Raw genomic sequence first — 16,004 nt, forward strand, 5'->3', positions numbered from 1 at the left:
GAACGGCTACGCTCAGTCGAACGATTTTAGATTAAAATCTAAATCCAACGCATAACTGCTGAGAGTTAATCTAAACCAAAAGTTACCGACCTACCAACCGAGTTTCTTCGGAAATAATCTTTAAAACTTTACGTTTGTTGAATATGACTGTGTAAAACTACAAGAGTTTGCGCCAGTTGACTAAGGCGGGTTTCCAAAGATTGCTTGCGCCCTAACAGTTGACGTAACTTTTGGTAACGAGCGATCGCCATACTAACATTGGGAACCTGATCCGGTGGACATGGGCGCGACCAAACTTTACCAGTATCGTCTACGCCACAGAGGCGATAGCCAGTAATAGATGATTGATAAGATACTTTTCCACCAGTGGCGCAAATTTCTTCTACGTAGTTCATCAGGCGGTCAACTTCTGCATGGCGCAGTGTCGCGGTTCCTCCCGGTTCTGGTTCGGTGGGATTGGATTCTAACCAGCCATTGACAATTGGACCTTCTAAGTAAATATCCTGAATTTGCTTCAAAATATTTTGCAATTCTGTTTGCCAATCGGCGACAGTTTCCTGAATTTCTTGCAATAGATTCATCGCCAATGCTGGATTCGCTCCGTTGCGATGGCTACTAAAGCTTGGAGTTTTCAACTTGGGTAGGCTGGGTGTTCTGTTACCATTCTCTTCTGCTTGAAAGGTCTGCACAGAGTCATGGTGAGGAAAGAAATTTTGTTCAGAAGAATAATCACTCTCAGTTTCTTTGCCCAATTCAACGAGTTTCTCATCCTGAGAGGATGGAATTTGTGTACTTTCTGTGGGTTCGTTGGCTCCGATGCTGATTCTAAAAGAGAAAGGCCGTTTTGTCGTCGAATCACCTGTTTCGGCAGTAGAGGCAGTGCCGCGATTCCCTAAATCGTGTAGAGTTGCTTCAATGCGTTTTAAGCCTATGTTCATAAAGATATCCTAAAGTTTGCGTTTCCCCAGTGGTATTAAATAATTGAGAATGGGGTTGTTGAGATTTTTGGCTTTTGCCAGTTGTAGCATCAATGATGCTGGTGCTAATTTTATCCCTTAAAAGTTATTTGAAACCAAAAATCTCACCGATGAAGTAAAAAATTGTGGTGATAAATTGTAACCGTGAGTATGTGGAGGACGCAGGAGCCAAGAGATTGGAAGTTAGAATTTATCTGTTGCTCTCAATCCCATCTAAATTCCAAGCCACGAAATCGTAGATTTTGGTGGAGAATTTAAACCGCAAGCTCACTTGCGATAATAACAGCAAGAGGCGACGGCAATATTCCTTCTGCCTCCTGCCTCTCTTGTTAAAATACTCAGTAAAAAACTTTGGGTAAAATCATCTTAGTAACAGGGCCAGCACGATCTGGTAAAAGTGAATGGGCAGAAACTTTAGCCATACAGTCAGGAAAAGCAGTTGTTTATGTAGCAACAGCTACCGATAACCCAGATGACCAAGAGTGGCATCAACGCATTTTAGAACACCAAGAACGTCGTCCCCAAGACTGGGTAACTCTATCTGTACCCGTGGAACTTTCTGCTACCCTTGCTGATGCCAAACCCTATACCTGTCTTTTAGTTGATTCTTTAGGAACTTGGGTTGCTAATCTCCTAGAACAGGACAAATCTAGCTGGGAAAATGCCCTTGCAGAGTTGTTGGAGACGGTGGAACTGGTTGCTGCTGATATGCTGTTTGTAGCAGAAGAGGTGGGTTGGGGTGTGATCCCAGCTTATCCCCTTGGGAGGACATTCCGCGATCGCCTCGGTTCTTTAGTACGCCAGCTAAGTACACTCAGCGAAACTGTTTATTTAGTGACTGGTGGTCATGTTCTCAATCTCAGTATCCTTGGTTCGCCATTGCCAAATAGAGGTGATGCTGGAACATTCAGGAGTCAAGATTCTTAACTGTTGATTCAAATTAATCCCAAATCTAAAATATAGAATTGTAATATGGCAAACAAACAAGAAGTTAAACGATACCTTGCCTACTGGTTTCAGTTGGGTAAGAAAGTGATTACGGGCAACGGTGAGGCAAGCTTTTTGCCGCAAGACGCTCGCGGACTCGCTAACGCTCCGCTATCGGTGCTAAATGGCGATCGCTATAGTGAAGAATTTGAAGAGTGCTGGCAAAAAATTATTTCACCGGAATCGGGTGATTGTTACCTAGAGGGTACATACGAAACCATTGCTGAATTGTTGACACCAGCATGGGATATTATGCCTTGTGGCCGTTGCAGTATGCCAGTAGCCAAGCGAAACGTCGGGATGCCGGCGTTGTTATGTCCCTGCAATGATTTACCTAACTGGCCGAATACTGAATTGCCAGCACCGCGAGAGCCAATTAAGACTCAAGACCAACTCCAAATAATTCGCGATCGGCTTGTAAAGAATATTACATAAACAAACAACCAATTTGGAAATCTGACAACTTTTTTCTAATTATTTGATTATTTTAATTTCTCCTGTAGTGCCCTTGAGTCTCACTACAGAATTTTTGTATCCCTGTACTAGCTAGGGGAAAAATAACTATTGGTTATTAACTACTGTACTTTAGACTAAGAAGCACAAAAGTTACGAGAATCTCAAATTTTCAATTAGCAACACAAGATGTAGCGACGAGCGAGGAGTTATGGGGCGATGCAGTGGGTACTTGAGCAACCAGAACCACGTTCCTATTGGCATCTAGAATCCACCCTTGGGCTTCTACAATTTGAGTAGGCTCATTGACAGAATTAACCTTCTGTGATTTATCTTCTGTGTATTCCTGCGCCTGAATAACCACTCTTTTCTGAATATCCTCAGCACGATTCTGACTCTCTGGAGGTAGGGCGATCCAACCTACCAGCACTGCATCATCAGCTATCAATGGCTCTGTGGGATCGGCTTGTATTCCTCCACGCCCAGTAGTAACAAATGAACTTCTTCCTATTTTTCCACCAGAACTACAACTAGCAGCAACTTGCTGCGAAGCATCAACCAGATTTACGGGTAGTTCCACTAATCCTTTACTGGGGTCAGCATCTGGTGAGTTGATTTGTACAGTGCCACTTAATGAAGGGTTTTGCTGAGAAAATGCAGTAATGTCACTTGTTGGTATGTTATTCGGGTTTATACCTTTTGGATCGAGCCTCTCCACCTCTGCACGAGTGCGTGACACAAACCCAAAGGTATTCTTAGCGGTGATTGCGATTTTACCACCAGAACCAAAGTTGGCGTTGGCGGTAATATCGCTATTTCCGAAAGGAGTGGCGACGAGAAAGCCATTAGGCGCATTGATGGTGATATTACCGCCAGTTTTATCACCTCCAGCATTAGTAGAGATTTGACTGTTGCGACGCATCAGTAATAAGTCCTGAACCTGTACCGCAATGTCACCGCCCTTACCTGACTCACTATCAGATGTGAGTTTTCCTTTATCCAGCAGGATAGAACGAGCGCTTATATTGAGTTCGCCTGCTAGACCGAAATTGGGTACACCCCCTTGATAGTTAACATTTTTTCGAGCTTCACTGCTGACAGTTATTGCCGCCCCATCTTTGATAACCAATCGCCCTGTAGTTAGGGTCAAGTTGCCGCCATTTCCAGGCCCTTGAGTGCCAGCAAACAAGCTACTGAGCCTAGAACCATTTGCTGAGGTTCCCATTAATTCTACGGACTCAGAGGCGTTCACTGTCAAATCTCCTCCATTTCCTGTAGCTGGTGTAAATTGGTTAGAAAAACGCCCAAGTATACCCTCAGAACTTGTTGATATTGCTGCCCCTCCCTCGATACGTAACTTTCCAGTATTAATTATTATGCTGCCAGCATTTTGAGCGCGATAAGTTGCACTAAATAATCCACTGGATATTAAATCACTACCATCTGGTAAAGGAGCAATGGGGATACCTGCGATTAGTTCTACGGAATCTGAGGCGTTGATGGTCAATTGCCCCGCCAATCCCGAACCAGCATTGAACATTAAGACTTGCGCTCCATCTTTGACAATCAACTTTCTGGTAGTGATATTTATATTTCCAGAGTTTCCAGTGTCTAATGTTCCAGTAGACAAGAACGCATTTATTCCAAGTTCTACAGACTCGGAAGCGTTCACTGTTAAATTTCCTCCTGGTTGTGCTCCCAGAGTAAGAGCCAAAATTTGTGAACCGTCAGTTACCAGTACTCGCTGTCCTTGCAGGTGGATATTACCACCACCTTTGCCACTGGTATCTACAGTAGATGGAATCTCACTTTGCTGGGTTAGTTCGATGTTCTGAAAATTTTGAACACCTTCATATCCTAATGCCCAACCTTGATTCGTTGAACTCAGACCAACCAAACTATTGCCAGCAACGCTTCCTAACTCAATTCTTCCCCCACTTGCCGTTAAATTTCCACCCTCTAGCGTTAGATCACCGCCTATAAGTGCTAGGGTTTTGCCTTGCTGCACCTGTAGACCAACACCTTGTCCGAAGATATTAATTGCATTATTGGGACTTGCTTGGGATTGATTGCGGATAGGTCGAGCATTTGTTCCGAATTGTAAACCTATAGGAACACTTTCTGTGAGTAGAGGTGCAGTTTGACCAGATGTAGCACTAAATTTTGTACCATCAGCAAAGTTCAAACTACTCGCCGTACTAGCCACAAATGAACCGCCAATATTTAAAGAACCATTAGGCCCAAAAACAATGCCGTTAGGATTAATCAGAAATACATTGGCTGTACCGTTAGCTTTGAGAATGCCATCTATATTAGAAACAGAATTGCCTGTCACCCGACTGATGATGTTCTCAATATCGATTGCATTGTTAAAATGGGCTGTCCTTCCCGCAGAGACAGAAAATTTTTCAAAGCTGTGGAACAAGTTTGTACCACGAACTGCTCCACCATCAATCTGGTCTATAGGCTGACCATCAATTAGCTTTGGTGTAATGATTGAACTTTCAGATCCAAGTGTGGTATCTGTTTGAATTTGAGCTAAGGCAAAATTATCAGCAAAAGTGAGCACTCCAGCAATTACTAAAGTACTCACTATTCCTAACTTCCAGTGGCAACTGCTTCGATTTTGAGACATGAAATAACTGGCGCTCAAAAAATCAGAGTTTATTAAAATACTGCTTTTTGCTAATTAGTGATGTTAGTACGCTGATGTTATTTATGTAACATAATTACTACATAAAAGCAAAGTTTAGTATTTTTACATTCACTAGAATAAACTCTTTCCAGTCCGAATGATTAAATTATTTAGCAGTTACAGCCTAAAGGGCTGCCAGTTGATGGGCAAGGTATACACAATGCTTTTTTGACTAACACAATTTCTGGTATTGAAGCTGTTGGAGTTTCTGCCAATAATGCATTGGGTTGCTGTTCATCAACTGCATCATTAGATTTGAGTTGATTGGGGTCGAGATTACACTGCCAATGAATTCTCAGGACTCTATATTCTAATAAGCCGTACTTTTCAAGCACTGAGTGTAAGTCAGCGTTTTCTAGGCTTTCACCCATTTTCTGCTGAATCTCTTCTTGTAACTGCTGTAATATTTGAGGGTCTATAACTTGTTGAGAACTCATATTGTTTTCCTTCCTGACGGAATGTGTATAATTATTGCTTCAGTTTAGTTAGCAATGATTACGCTGAGTGTCATAAAAGTTCATGTTTCCCTGCGGGATTTCCTTGGCAGCTGATTTTGCGATAACACCAATTCAAATTATTTATTGTCGAGTGGGCATCTCGTCTAGTAACTAAAATCGGGCTTCCATTTACCGCCTGTTACCCTACTAATTCTTAATCCCCGTCGCAGCAATACCCTGAAGAAATTGACGCTGACCGATGAGAAATAATACCATCACTGGAACTGTCGCTATTGTCACTGCTGCCATCATCAAGGGCCAATTATTCGTAAATTGCTCCTGAAACTCAGCCAACGCTAGTTGTACTGTCCTTAATTCTGGTCTTGTCGTAAATACTAGAGGCTTAAACAAATCATTCCACTCACCGATGAAGGTGAACAAAAACAGCGTTAGCAAGGCCGGACGGGCTAAAGGTAACATCACCCGCCACAAAATTTGCAGTCGGTTCGCCCCATCTATCGCTGCGGCTTCCTCTAACTCCACGGGAATTGTCTGGAAATACTGACGTAATAAGAAAATCCCAAATCCGCTAACCGCAGTGGGTAAAATGAGCGCCCAGTATGTATTTATCAGGTGTCCCCACTTCAACACCAAAAAGATGGGAATCACCAATAACTGAAAGGGAATTACTAAAGTTGCTAAAACGACTAATAGCAGTGCTTGGCGTCCCCGAAACTTCAACCGTGCTAGGGCGTAACCAGCCAAAGCAGAAGTGACAATCTGAAACGCCGTCACAGCGATCGCTACCAAGGTAGAATTAGCAAACGCCAGCAAAAATTTCCCCTGTTGCCACGCAACGCGGTAATTTGCTAAAGACCAGTTATTTTTGGACAAATTTTCTGGGCTGGCGGCTGTCGATGCAAAGGAGGTGATAAAGACCACAAATAGCGGTAGTAGAACGATAAATGCCCCTAGCAGTAAGATTACTAGGCTCAAAAAATCACCAGATTTTACATTCGGGTTTGGTTTAGACATAACTTGAGCCGCAAAGCATTTATTTCGCTAGTACTAGAGCATTGCCCCCAGCAACAATTAATCTATAAACATAGTCTACTTGTTAAGTTAAATTAAACCACAGTAATTGTTACCCTCAGTTCATAGGGTAAATTCAATCCTAGTGTCAAATAATTCAAGTTTACAGGAGTAAAGATAACCATGCAGCAGCTTGCAGACCAATTTAAAGAATTAGATTTCAAGAGCGAAACATACAAAGATGCTTATAGCCGGATTAATGCGATCGTGATTGAAGGGGAACAAGAAGCCCATGAAAATTACATCACATTAGCCGAACTGCTGCCAGAATCTCATGATGAATTGATTCGCCTATCCAAGATGGAAAGCCGTCACAAGAAAGGATTTGAAGCTTGTGGACGCAATTTGAATGTTACCCCAGATTTGCAATTTGCCAAGGAATTTTTCTCTGGATTACACCAGAATTTCCAAACAGCAGCGGCGTCCGGGAAGGTCGTCACTTGTCTGTTAATTCAGTCTTTGATTATCGAATGTTTTGCGATCGCAGCATATAACATTTACATCCCCGTCGCCGACGCTTTTGCCCGCAAAATCACGGAAGGAGTAGTAAAAGAAGAATACAGCCACCTCAACTTTGGAGAAGTTTGGTTGAAAGAGCATTTCACAGAATCCAAAGCTGAACTAGAACAAGCAAATCGCCAAAACCTACCCATCGTCTGGAAAATGCTTAACAAAGTAGAGGGTGATGCCCACACAATGGCAATGGAAAAAGATGCTTTGGTAGAAGACTTTATGATTCAATACGGTGAAGCATTAAGTAACATAGGTTTCACGACTCGCGATATCATGCGCTTGTCAGCCTACGGACTCATCGCCGCTTAAAAGAGTGCTGAGTAACGAGTGCTGAGTGCTGAATAGTTCAAATTTATCAGAACTTCAGAACTCAGGACTTAGGACTCAGGACTGCTGAACCACTTAACATATTCCACGCCTCAAGACAGCACAAGCCTAATAATCACTACATGTTTGGTCTAATTGGACATCTGACTAGTTTAGAACACGCTCAATCGGTAGCTAAAGAATTGGGATACCCAGAATATGCCGATCAAGGGCTAGACTTTTGGTGCAGCGCCCCACCGCAAATTGTCGATACCATTATTGTCACCAGTGTAACTGGGCAAAAAATTGAAGGACGGTATGTAGAATCTTGCTTTTTGCCGGAGATGCTGGCCAGTAGGCGCATCAAAGCCGCAACGCGCAAAATCCTCAACGCGATGGCTCACGCACAAAAGCATGGCATTAACATTACAGCTTTAGGCGGATTTTCGTCGATTATTTTTGAAAACTTTAAGTTAGACCAGTTTAGCCAAGTCCGCAACATTAAACTAGAGTTTGAACGTTTCACCACAGGAAACACACATACTGCCTACATTATTTGTAAACAGGTGGAAGAAGCCTCAAAACAACTGGGAATCGATCTGTCAAAAGCGACTGTTGCTATATGTGGGGCAACTGGAGATATTGGTAGTGCAGTTACCCGCTGGCTAGATGCGAAAACAGATGTCAAAGAACTTTTGTTGATCGCCCGCGATCAAGAACGCCTCAAAGAACTGCAAGGCGAACTGGGGCGAGGAAAAATCATGGGTTTGACAGAAGCATTGCCTGAAGCTGACGTTGTAGTTTGGGTTGCTAGTATGCCCAGAGGCGTGGAAATTGACCCCACCACTTTGAAACAACCCTGTTTATTGATTGATGGTGGCTATCCTAAAAACTTAGCAACAAAAGTTCAGCATCCTGGTGTATATGTGTTAAATGGTGGAATTGTAGAGCATTCCCTGGATATTGACTGGAAAATTATGAAAATCGTCAATATGGACGTGCCAGCCCGCCAGTTGTTTGCTTGTTTTGCCGAATCAATGCTGCTGGAATTTGAGAAGTTATACACGAACTTTTCGTGGGGACGGAATCAGATTACCGTAGACAAAATGGAGCAGATTGGTAAGGTATCTGTGAAGCATGGATTTAGACCGCTACTGGTTTAGTCATTGGTCATTTGTCATTAGTCATTGGTCATTAGTTATTTGCAAAGGACAAAGGACAAAAGACAAAGAAAGGACAAAGAACAAAGGATAGATAACTTATAACTCGTACTTATAACCCCTACGATGGCAACTACCGAGCGTAAACCGCTACTGTTAGATTTTGAAAAGCCCCTAGCAGAACTTGCAACCCGAATCGATCAAATTCGGCAACTTGCAGAAGAAAATGGCGTCGATGTTTCTGGTCAAATTCGTCAACTAGAAGCACGCGCCATGCAACTACGTGAGGAAATTTTCACTAGTCTATCCCCGTCCCAGCGATTACAAGTTGCTCGTCATCCGCGTCGCCCCAGTACTCTCGATTACATTCAGGCAATTAGTGATGAATGGATGGAATTGCATGGCGATCGCTGTGGTGGTGACGATCCGGCTTTAGTTGGTGGTGTTGGTCGTCTGAGTGGGCAACCTGTGGTGATGTTGGGTCATCAAAAAGGACGCGATACTAAAGACAATATTGCCCGTAACTTTGGAATGCCATACCCTGGCGGCTATCGCAAAGCCATGCGGTTGATGGAACACGCCAACAAGTTTAGTATGCCGATACTAACCTTTATCGACACGCCCGGAGCTTGGTCTGGGGTAGAAGCAGAACACCAAGGTCAAGGAGAAGCGATCGCTTACAACTTACGGGAAATGTTTTGCTTAGATGTGCCAATTATCTGCACAGTCATTGGTGAAGGTGGTTCCGGTGGCGCACTCGGTATTGGTGTAGGCGATCGCCTACTCATGTTTGAACACTCCGTTTACACCGTCGCCACTCCCGAAGCCTGCGCCGCCATTTTGTGGAAAGATGCTGGTAAGGCTCCCCAAGCCGCTGTGGCGCTAAAAATTATTTCCCATGACCTGAAAAAGTTGGGAATTATCGACCAAATACTGCCTGAACCTACTGGTGGCGCTCATTCCGACCCCTTAAAAGCCGCTACCACTCTCAAGCAAGTGCTGATGGAAAATTTAGACGAACTCAATCGTTTAACCGCTCCAGAACGCCGCCAACTGCGCTATGAAAAATTCCGCAAAATTGGTGTTTTTACAGAAGTTGCCCACTAACGACATTGCATAATGATTTATTAGCAAATCAGCAATGCTATAATTGCCTATGTGCTTAAAGATTTTTAACAATCTAGCCATAGGCATTTGCATGTTTAGCAAATCTACTCAATTTGATTGATTGAGTGGGTTTTGTATTATGTAAATAATCTAATTTGAATGTACGGCGTGGTTTTCCAGGCAACAATTTGTTGTATTTACTGCTCCCACAATATGGGCACTATTGTGCTGCATTATAGCATTTGCTTAATGAAAATCATCATATTTTTAGATTCCTTTAATCTATCCAAACCGAGAAGTGTGAATAATGGGGTGGTAATAGGTTTTGGGAACTGTCAAAAAATTGGGAGACACCATGAGTGTTGAGCAAAAACGACGCGCCCTGATTACTGGGGCAAGTAGTGGAATTGGGAAAGCAACGGCTTTAGCCTTTGCGAAAGCGGGAATAGATGTCGCCTTAGTCAGCCGTTCTTTGGATAAGTTGGAGGCGGTAAGAGAAGCTGTAGAGCATACTGGGGTGGAAGCGAAAGCTTACGCTGTAGATTTAGCGCGAATCTCCGAAGTCAAAGAAAAGATCCAAGCGATCGCTCTTGACTTTGGTGATCTAAACATTCTGGTAAACAATGCTGGCATCGCTTATACAGGCACTCTGAGCGAAATTCCCCTAGAGGGCTGGCAGCACGTAATTGACTTGAATCTCACCAGCGTGTTTCAGTGCATTGTGGGGATTTTACCTTCAATGCGCGATCGAGGCACAGGCACAATTATCAACGTCGCCTCAATTGCCGCCAAGCAACCCTTTCCCGGTTGGGGAGCATACAGCGTCAGTAAAGCTGGTTTGATAGCCCTCTCTCAAACCCTGGCACAAGAAGAACGCACTCACGGCATTCGTGTCACAGCTATCTGTCCTGGCGCAGTCAATACCGAACTTTGGGATACAGAAACAGTCCATGTCAACTTAGACCGTTCTAAAATGTTAACCCCGGAAATTGTGGCTCAGTCAATTCTCTACACAGTTCTGTTACCACAACAGGCAGTGATTGATGAATTGACCCTGATGCCCAGCGCTGGGGCACTCTAATTAGTCCTTGATCTTTTGTCCTTTGTCTTTTACAAATGACTAATGACTAATTACTAATGACTAATGACTAAACCATAACCAAGACTGAATCATGACTATTGCTAGTTCCAACGGTTCCAATTGCTCTCAATCGCCTCTGATTCCCGACTTGGCAGAAGCCATAACTCCCAGACCCGATCGCAATACTAATAACGGGCGACAACCGGATGTGTTCCCGCCAAAAGAGGAACAGATGGAGGAAATGAAGGACGCCGTGCGGACACTAATATTGGGAGTTGGCGAAGACCCCGAACGCGAAGGACTCCTGAAAACACCCAAACGAGTAGCCGAAGCAATGCGGTTTCTTACCAGTGGCTACAACCAATCTCTTGAAGAACTCGTTAACGATGCCATCTTTGATGAAGGGCATAGCGAGATGGTACTTGTTAGAGATATTAATTTCTTTAGTTTGTGCGAACACCACATGCTGCCATTTATGGGTAGAGCGCACGTTGCTTATATTCCCAACCAAAAAGTTGTCGGACTGAGTAAGCTGGCCCGGATTGTTGAGATGTATTCCCGTCGCTTACAAGTACAAGAGAGGTTAACTCGTCAAATTGCCGAAGCAATCCAGACCATTCTAGAACCTCAAGGCGTTGCTGTAGTGATGGAAGCTAGCCACATGTGCATGGTAATGCGTGGCGTTCAGAAACCAGGTTCCTGGACTGTCACTAGCGCAATGGTTGGTGTGTTCCAAGAGGAACACAAAACCCGCGAAGAATTTTTTAACTTAATTCGCCACCAACCAGCGTTCTTTTAAGGCATGGGGCATAGGGCATGGGGCATGGGGCATGGGGCATGGGGCATGGGGCATGGGGCATGGGGCAGAGGGGAAAGACTTACTGCATCATCTGCCTCATCTTCCCCTACCCCCTACCCCCCAATTTCTCAAACAACTTGGCTACTTTATCTAAATCCTTATCTCCTGGCGTCCGTTCCACACCACTAGATAAATCAACGCCGTTAGGATTAACCTGATTTAAGGCTTCCACAATATTATCGGCTGTTAGTCCCCCTGCTAAAAGCCAAGGACAACTAGGGCTAAATTGTTTTAGCATCGTCCAATCTAAAGTTTTGCCTGTACCACCCAGTTGTTGCGGATGGTAGGCGTCAAGTAGCAACGTATCTACATATTTTGTGTAATCAACCGCTGTATCAAGATGCTCAAGACTACGAATTCTCAATGCTTTAATAATTTCGATGTGGGGTAAAGCTTGACGTAGTTGGTAGCAAAAATTTGGTGATTCATCTCCGTGTAATTGCGCACCAGTCAACCCAGAATCAGCAACTACCTGACTGATTTCAAGGATACTGGCGTTGGCAAAAACCCCAATTGTGTCAATATTTTCTGGGAGTTCTGCCACTGCTGCCCGAATTTGGGATGTAGTTACGTAACGAGGTGAATTTGGCACACAAATAAATCCTAGTGCCGTTGCGCCTAGAGAGGCGATCGCTATAGACTGCTGTGGTTGAGTAATGCCGCAAATCTTAACGCGCATGAATATTTAACAAATTTAAACTAATCATCTGAAAAGTCTAAACTATCTAAAAAATTTTTGGGCCTTGTAATTTTATAATCTTGTAGGTCTACATTAACTTTTCCATTCAGGAGATAAAAGCTTGATTTCCTCTATTTTATTAGCAGCAGCTGCAACTGTTCCCGCAACACCTGCGTGGAATCCTATAGTAGGCATCATCATCAGCATCAGTAGCTTAGTAGTTCTTTTACTAAGTACTAGGATTGAAAAACCCCTAGTTGGCCCCAAGTTCCCCATCCTGCCGATTAGTATTCCAACATTCGTTGCAGCGATGGCTTTTGGTCATATTATTGGCGTTGGCATCGTTTTAGGATTGACTAACATCGGTCGCCTGTAGTTTTGTAATTACAGAAGGGTTACAAGTAACCCTGCTATCAATGCAAAACTCCTAAAAATGATTTTGGGCAGGGGGAGTAGGAAGAAATAACTTATGACCCATGCCCAATTCCCCTCAATAGTGCCCAGTTATGAGTACTGAGTGCTGAATGCTGAGTAAAGAAGTGAGATTTCCTACTCAGCACTCGGAACACTGAACTGTTTTGCCCCATCCCAATTCCCAATTCCAGAGTTTTGCTCATAGGCATTAATTGTCTATTCTAGAAATAAGAGCATTTCGTCACTTGTTACTACCGAATTGATGCTCAATATAGATGTGTATACGAATATGCGTAGTAAATAAGTATAAAAAATACTGGCGATATCTAGTTTTAGGGCAGTGTAATGCAAACAAATTGGAGAGTTGGGTCATTATTTGGAATTCCCCTGTTTTTAGACCCCTTATGGTTTGTGATTTTAGGGTTAGCAACCCTGAATTTTGGGGTAGCTTACCAGGAGTGGGGAAGTGTTATAGCTTGGAGTGCTGGAATAGTTATGGCACTGCTGCTTTTTGGTTCGGTGCTATTGCATGAGTTGGGTCATAGCTTGGTAGCCCGATCGCAAGGCATTAGAGTTAATTCAATTACCCTATTTATGTTTGGCGGGATTGCTGCCATTGAAGAAGAATCTAAAACTCCTTTCAAAGCCTTTCAAGTAGCGATCGCTGGTCCTTTGGTGAGTATCATACTATTTGTCCTGCTCCGTCTGGCAGCTTTTGCGATACCTGATACTAATCCCCTCAGTGTCATGGTCGGAGATTTGGCGAGAATTAACTTAGTAGTAGCTCTATTTAACCTGATTCCCGGCTTACCTCTAGATGGGGGGCAAGTGTTAAAAGCAGCACTGTGGCAAATCACAGGTAATCGTTTTCAAGCCGTACACTGGGCTGCAAAGGCAGGACAAATATTGGGTTATAGTGCGATCGCTCTCGGATTTATTGTAGATTTTGTTACCAAAGAGTTAGTAGTTGGTTTGTGGATTGCGCTGTTAGGTTGGTTTGCTGTCCGCAACGCTAACACCTATGACAACATGACTACATTGCAAGAAAGCCTACTCAAGGTGGTGGCGGCCGATGCGATGACTCGTGACTTTCGTGTAATTGATGCTGACCAGACATTGCGTTCCTTTGCCGATTTATACCTCTTAGAAACTACTCCCTCACAGGTTTATTTTGCTGCTTCTGATGGACGTTATCGGGGTCTAGTTTCCATTGACGATTTTCGTTTAACCCAAAGGAGTGAATGGGAAACCGAAACTTTACACAGGATAGTGCATCCGCTGACAGAAATACCTACCGTTGCAGAATCAACATCAATAGCTGAGGTAATTAACAAATTAGAAAATGAGCAGTTACCTAGAATTACCGTACTTTCTCCCGCTGGTGCCGTAGCTGGTGTAATTGATCGGGGGGATATTGTGCGATCGCTGGCACAAAAGTTAAATTTGCAGATAAGCGATGCTGAAATTAAGCGCATCAAGGAAGAAGGTAGCTATCCGGCTGGATTGCAACTGGGAGTAATCGCGAAATCAGCTACAAATTAAGCGTCACACCTTCGTCATAAGTTTGCAATAGACACGTCAAAAGCATGTGTGATATTTAATTTGGTATTTGGTTACAAAATGCTTTTTTTGGGTAAAAGGTAGGAAATCCTACCTTTTTTATTTTTAAAAGTATGGCATTAGCAAACAGCCCATCGTAGACATCGCTTCAGATGATTGGGAAATTATTAAAACTTCAAGTTTAAAGTGAGTAAAATGTAAGGACGTGATATACTACACCTCTCACTTACCCTGGTTTTATGGCACTGCCAATTGTTGCAATTATCGGACGCCCAAATGTGGGCAAATCCACCCTGGTTAATCGACTCGCCGGGGAACAAACGGCGATTGTCCATGATGAACCGGGAGTGACACGCGATCGCACTTATTTACCAGCTTTCTGGAATGGCCGCGAATTTTTAGTGGTAGACACCGGTGGTTTAGTTTTTAATGATGATACCGAATTTTTACCACTGATTCGCCAACAGGCAATGACAGCCCTTGCAGAAGCGTGTGGCGCTATTTTTGTCGTCGATGGTCAAACAGGCCCCACATCGGCAGATTTAGAAATCGCCGAATGGATGCGCCAACAAACCGTACCTGTACTACTAGCTGTAAATAAATGTGAATCGCCAGAACAAGGCTTAATGCAAGCTGCTGAATTTTGGGAATTGGGATTGGGCGAACCTTACCCTATCTCCGCGATTCATGGCAGTGGCACAGGAGAGTTACTCGACGAGTTAGTTAATCACATCCCTGCTATTGAAGACATTCCAGAAACTAATGAAATCAAAGTAGCAATTGTGGGACGCCCAAATGTGGGCAAATCGAGCTTACTCAATTCTTTTGTTGGGGAAGAAAGGGCAATTGTCAGCCCCATTTCCGGCACTACCCGCGATGCTATTGATACTGTCATTGAACGAGCCGGACAAACCTACCGTTTGATTGATACCGCCGGTATTCGCAAAAAGAAACACATCGAATACGGTACAGAATTTTTTAGTATTAACCGTGCTTTCAAAGCGATTCGCCGCGCTGACGTGGTTTTATTAGTAATAGATGCCGTAGATGGAGTCACCGAGCAAGACCAAAAATTAGCTGGGCGGATTATCGAAGAAGGTCGAGCTTGCATCATTGTCGTTAATAAGTGGGATGCTGTCGAAAAAGACTCTTACACAATCTACGACTACGAAAAAACTCTGCAATCACGGTTACATTTTACCGAATGGGCAGAAACAATCTTTGTGAGTGCCTTGTCAGGACAACGGGTAGAAAAGATTTTAGAATTGGTGAAAACGGCCGCTGAATCACACAAACGCCGTGTCAGCACATCAGTAATTAATGAAGTTTTAACAGATGCCGTCAGTTGGCATTCACCCCCAGCGTCTCGTGGTGGGCGTCAGGGTAAGATTTATTATGGTACACAAGTAAGTAGCCAACCACCAACGATCGCCCTATTTGTCAACGACTCCAAACGCTTCAACGACAACTACCGCCGCTACATTGAACGGCAATTTCGTCAACAGCTAGGATTTAAAGGCACGCCAATTATTTTACTGTGGCGAAGCAAAAAAGTTCGTGATGCTGAAAGTGGTAATCTTAATAGAGCAACTCGCGTCAAAATAAGTTAGGAGTAGAGACGCGATTAATCGCGTCTGTACAAGAGTTATGAGTTAAAGTCAAAACTCCTAACTCCTCATTCCTC

Annotated in this window: 15 protein-coding genes; 10 read left to right on the plus strand and 5 right to left on the minus strand. The window is 43.6% G+C overall.

Going from position 1 to position 16,004, the window contains the following annotated elements; translation table 11 throughout:
• Nucleotides 1-128: 128 nt before the first annotated feature.
• Nucleotides 129-938: a hypothetical protein gene (locus tag V7L12_RS00535; protein ID WP_335081102.1), complete on the minus strand. Its 810-nt coding sequence runs from the start codon at nucleotides 936-938 to the stop codon at nucleotides 129-131.
• A gap of 390 nt (nucleotides 939-1,328) precedes the next feature.
• Here V7L12_RS00535 and cobU point away from each other — a divergent pair, with 390 nt between their 5' ends.
• Both cobU and V7L12_RS00545 read left to right on the plus strand, forming a co-directional pair.
• A complete protein-coding gene (cobU, locus tag V7L12_RS00540) occupies nucleotides 1,329-1,904 on the plus strand; it encodes a bifunctional adenosylcobinamide kinase/adenosylcobinamide-phosphate guanylyltransferase (RefSeq protein WP_335081104.1) in 576 nt (191 codons plus the stop codon).
• A gap of 45 nt (nucleotides 1,905-1,949) precedes the next feature.
• Nucleotides 1,950-2,399 (plus strand): hypothetical protein, encoded by a 450-nt coding sequence (locus tag V7L12_RS00545; RefSeq protein ID WP_335081106.1) that lies wholly within the window; start codon nucleotides 1,950-1,952, stop codon nucleotides 2,397-2,399.
• 190 nt (nucleotides 2,400-2,589) lie between these two features.
• Here the strand turns inward: V7L12_RS00545 and V7L12_RS00550 are convergent, their stop codons facing one another.
• From V7L12_RS00550 to V7L12_RS00560, 3 genes are all read right to left on the minus strand, one after another.
• Nucleotides 2,590-5,052, minus strand: coding sequence for a two-partner secretion domain-containing protein (locus V7L12_RS00550; RefSeq protein WP_335081108.1), 2,463 nt, complete (start codon nucleotides 5,050-5,052; stop codon nucleotides 2,590-2,592).
• Nucleotides 5,053-5,222: 170 nt separating this feature from the next.
• Nucleotides 5,223-5,549, minus strand: coding sequence for a hypothetical protein (locus tag V7L12_RS00555; protein ID WP_335081110.1), 327 nt, complete (start codon nucleotides 5,547-5,549; stop codon nucleotides 5,223-5,225).
• Between the two features lie 207 nt (nucleotides 5,550-5,756).
• Complete coding sequence (locus V7L12_RS00560) at nucleotides 5,757-6,584, minus strand: carbohydrate ABC transporter permease (RefSeq protein ID WP_335081112.1); 828 nt, start codon at nucleotides 6,582-6,584, stop codon at nucleotides 5,757-5,759.
• Between the two features lie 180 nt (nucleotides 6,585-6,764).
• Here V7L12_RS00560 and V7L12_RS00565 point away from each other — a divergent pair, with 180 nt between their 5' ends.
• The 5 genes from V7L12_RS00565 to folE all read left to right on the plus strand — a co-directional run bounded on the left by V7L12_RS00565 (nucleotide 6,765) and on the right by folE (nucleotide 11,607).
• On the plus strand, nucleotides 6,765-7,463 hold the full coding sequence (locus V7L12_RS00565) for an aldehyde oxygenase (deformylating) (RefSeq protein ID WP_335081114.1): 699 nt from the start codon (nucleotides 6,765-6,767) through the stop codon (nucleotides 7,461-7,463).
• A 140-nt stretch (nucleotides 7,464-7,603) separates the two neighbouring features.
• Nucleotides 7,604-8,623 (plus strand): long-chain acyl-[acyl-carrier-protein] reductase, encoded by a 1,020-nt coding sequence (locus V7L12_RS00570; RefSeq protein ID WP_334818000.1) that lies wholly within the window; start codon nucleotides 7,604-7,606, stop codon nucleotides 8,621-8,623.
• Nucleotides 8,624-8,746: 123 nt separating this feature from the next.
• Nucleotides 8,747-9,727 carry an acetyl-CoA carboxylase carboxyltransferase subunit alpha gene (locus V7L12_RS00575; protein ID WP_094349744.1) on the plus strand — a complete coding sequence of 327 codons (981 nt, stop codon included), beginning with the start codon at nucleotides 8,747-8,749 and terminating at the stop codon, nucleotides 9,725-9,727.
• A 355-nt stretch (nucleotides 9,728-10,082) separates the two neighbouring features.
• Complete coding sequence (locus V7L12_RS00580) at nucleotides 10,083-10,808, plus strand: SDR family oxidoreductase (RefSeq protein ID WP_335081117.1); 726 nt, start codon at nucleotides 10,083-10,085, stop codon at nucleotides 10,806-10,808.
• Between the two features lie 91 nt (nucleotides 10,809-10,899).
• Nucleotides 10,900-11,607, plus strand: a complete 708-nt coding sequence (gene folE, locus V7L12_RS00585) for a GTP cyclohydrolase I FolE (RefSeq protein WP_335081119.1) — start codon at nucleotides 10,900-10,902, stop codon at nucleotides 11,605-11,607.
• 106 nt (nucleotides 11,608-11,713) lie between these two features.
• On the opposite strand, the gene V7L12_RS00590 is transcribed toward folE, so the two are convergent.
• Nucleotides 11,714-12,346: a phosphoribosylanthranilate isomerase gene (locus V7L12_RS00590; protein ID WP_335081121.1), complete on the minus strand. Its 633-nt coding sequence runs from the start codon at nucleotides 12,344-12,346 to the stop codon at nucleotides 11,714-11,716.
• 121 nt (nucleotides 12,347-12,467) lie between these two features.
• On the opposite strand from V7L12_RS00590, the gene psaK reads away from it, so the two are divergent.
• From psaK to der, 3 genes are all read left to right on the plus strand, one after another.
• Nucleotides 12,468-12,722, plus strand: coding sequence for a photosystem I reaction center subunit PsaK (gene psaK, locus V7L12_RS00595; RefSeq protein WP_335081123.1), 255 nt, complete (start codon nucleotides 12,468-12,470; stop codon nucleotides 12,720-12,722).
• Between the two features lie 383 nt (nucleotides 12,723-13,105).
• The gene (locus V7L12_RS00600; RefSeq protein WP_335081125.1) at nucleotides 13,106-14,302 is read left to right on the plus strand and encodes a site-2 protease family protein; all 1,197 of its coding nucleotides are present in this window, start codon (nucleotides 13,106-13,108) and stop codon (nucleotides 14,300-14,302) included.
• Between the two features lie 257 nt (nucleotides 14,303-14,559).
• Entirely contained in the window at nucleotides 14,560-15,930 is a 1,371-nt protein-coding gene (der, locus tag V7L12_RS00605) for a ribosome biogenesis GTPase Der (protein WP_335081127.1), read from the plus strand.
• Nucleotides 15,931-16,004 lie beyond the last annotated feature (74 nt).

Origin of the sequence: Nostoc sp. (assembly GCF_036918245.1) — a bacterium.
GTDB lineage: Bacteria > Cyanobacteriota > Cyanobacteriia > Cyanobacteriales > Nostocaceae > Nostoc.

What these genes read in the sequence shown, in the direction of transcription:
- V7L12_RS00535 (WP_335081102.1), bottom strand. Translation starts at nt 938, where the DNA reads ATGAACATAGGCTTAAAACGCATTGAAGCAACTCTACACGATTTAGGG.
- V7L12_RS00545 (WP_335081106.1), top strand. Translation starts at nt 1,950, where the DNA reads ATGGCAAACAAACAAGAAGTTAAACGATACCTTGCCTACTGGTTTCAG.
- V7L12_RS00550 (WP_335081108.1), bottom strand. Translation starts at nt 5,052, where the DNA reads ATGTCTCAAAATCGAAGCAGTTGCCACTGGAAGTTAGGAATAGTGAGT.
- V7L12_RS00555 (WP_335081110.1), bottom strand. Translation starts at nt 5,549, where the DNA reads ATGAGTTCTCAACAAGTTATAGACCCTCAAATATTACAGCAGTTACAA.
- V7L12_RS00560 (WP_335081112.1), bottom strand. Translation starts at nt 6,584, where the DNA reads ATGTCTAAACCAAACCCGAATGTAAAATCTGGTGATTTTTTGAGCCTA.
- V7L12_RS00565 (WP_335081114.1), top strand. Translation starts at nt 6,765, where the DNA reads ATGCAGCAGCTTGCAGACCAATTTAAAGAATTAGATTTCAAGAGCGAA.
- V7L12_RS00570 (WP_334818000.1), top strand. Translation starts at nt 7,604, where the DNA reads ATGTTTGGTCTAATTGGACATCTGACTAGTTTAGAACACGCTCAATCG.
- V7L12_RS00575 (WP_094349744.1), top strand. Translation starts at nt 8,747, where the DNA reads ATGGCAACTACCGAGCGTAAACCGCTACTGTTAGATTTTGAAAAGCCC.
- V7L12_RS00580 (WP_335081117.1), top strand. Translation starts at nt 10,083, where the DNA reads ATGAGTGTTGAGCAAAAACGACGCGCCCTGATTACTGGGGCAAGTAGT.
- folE (WP_335081119.1), top strand. Translation starts at nt 10,900, where the DNA reads ATGACTATTGCTAGTTCCAACGGTTCCAATTGCTCTCAATCGCCTCTG.
- V7L12_RS00590 (WP_335081121.1), bottom strand. Translation starts at nt 12,346, where the DNA reads ATGCGCGTTAAGATTTGCGGCATTACTCAACCACAGCAGTCTATAGCG.
- V7L12_RS00600 (WP_335081125.1), top strand. Translation starts at nt 13,106, where the DNA reads ATGCAAACAAATTGGAGAGTTGGGTCATTATTTGGAATTCCCCTGTTT.
- der (WP_335081127.1), top strand. Translation starts at nt 14,560, where the DNA reads ATGGCACTGCCAATTGTTGCAATTATCGGACGCCCAAATGTGGGCAAA.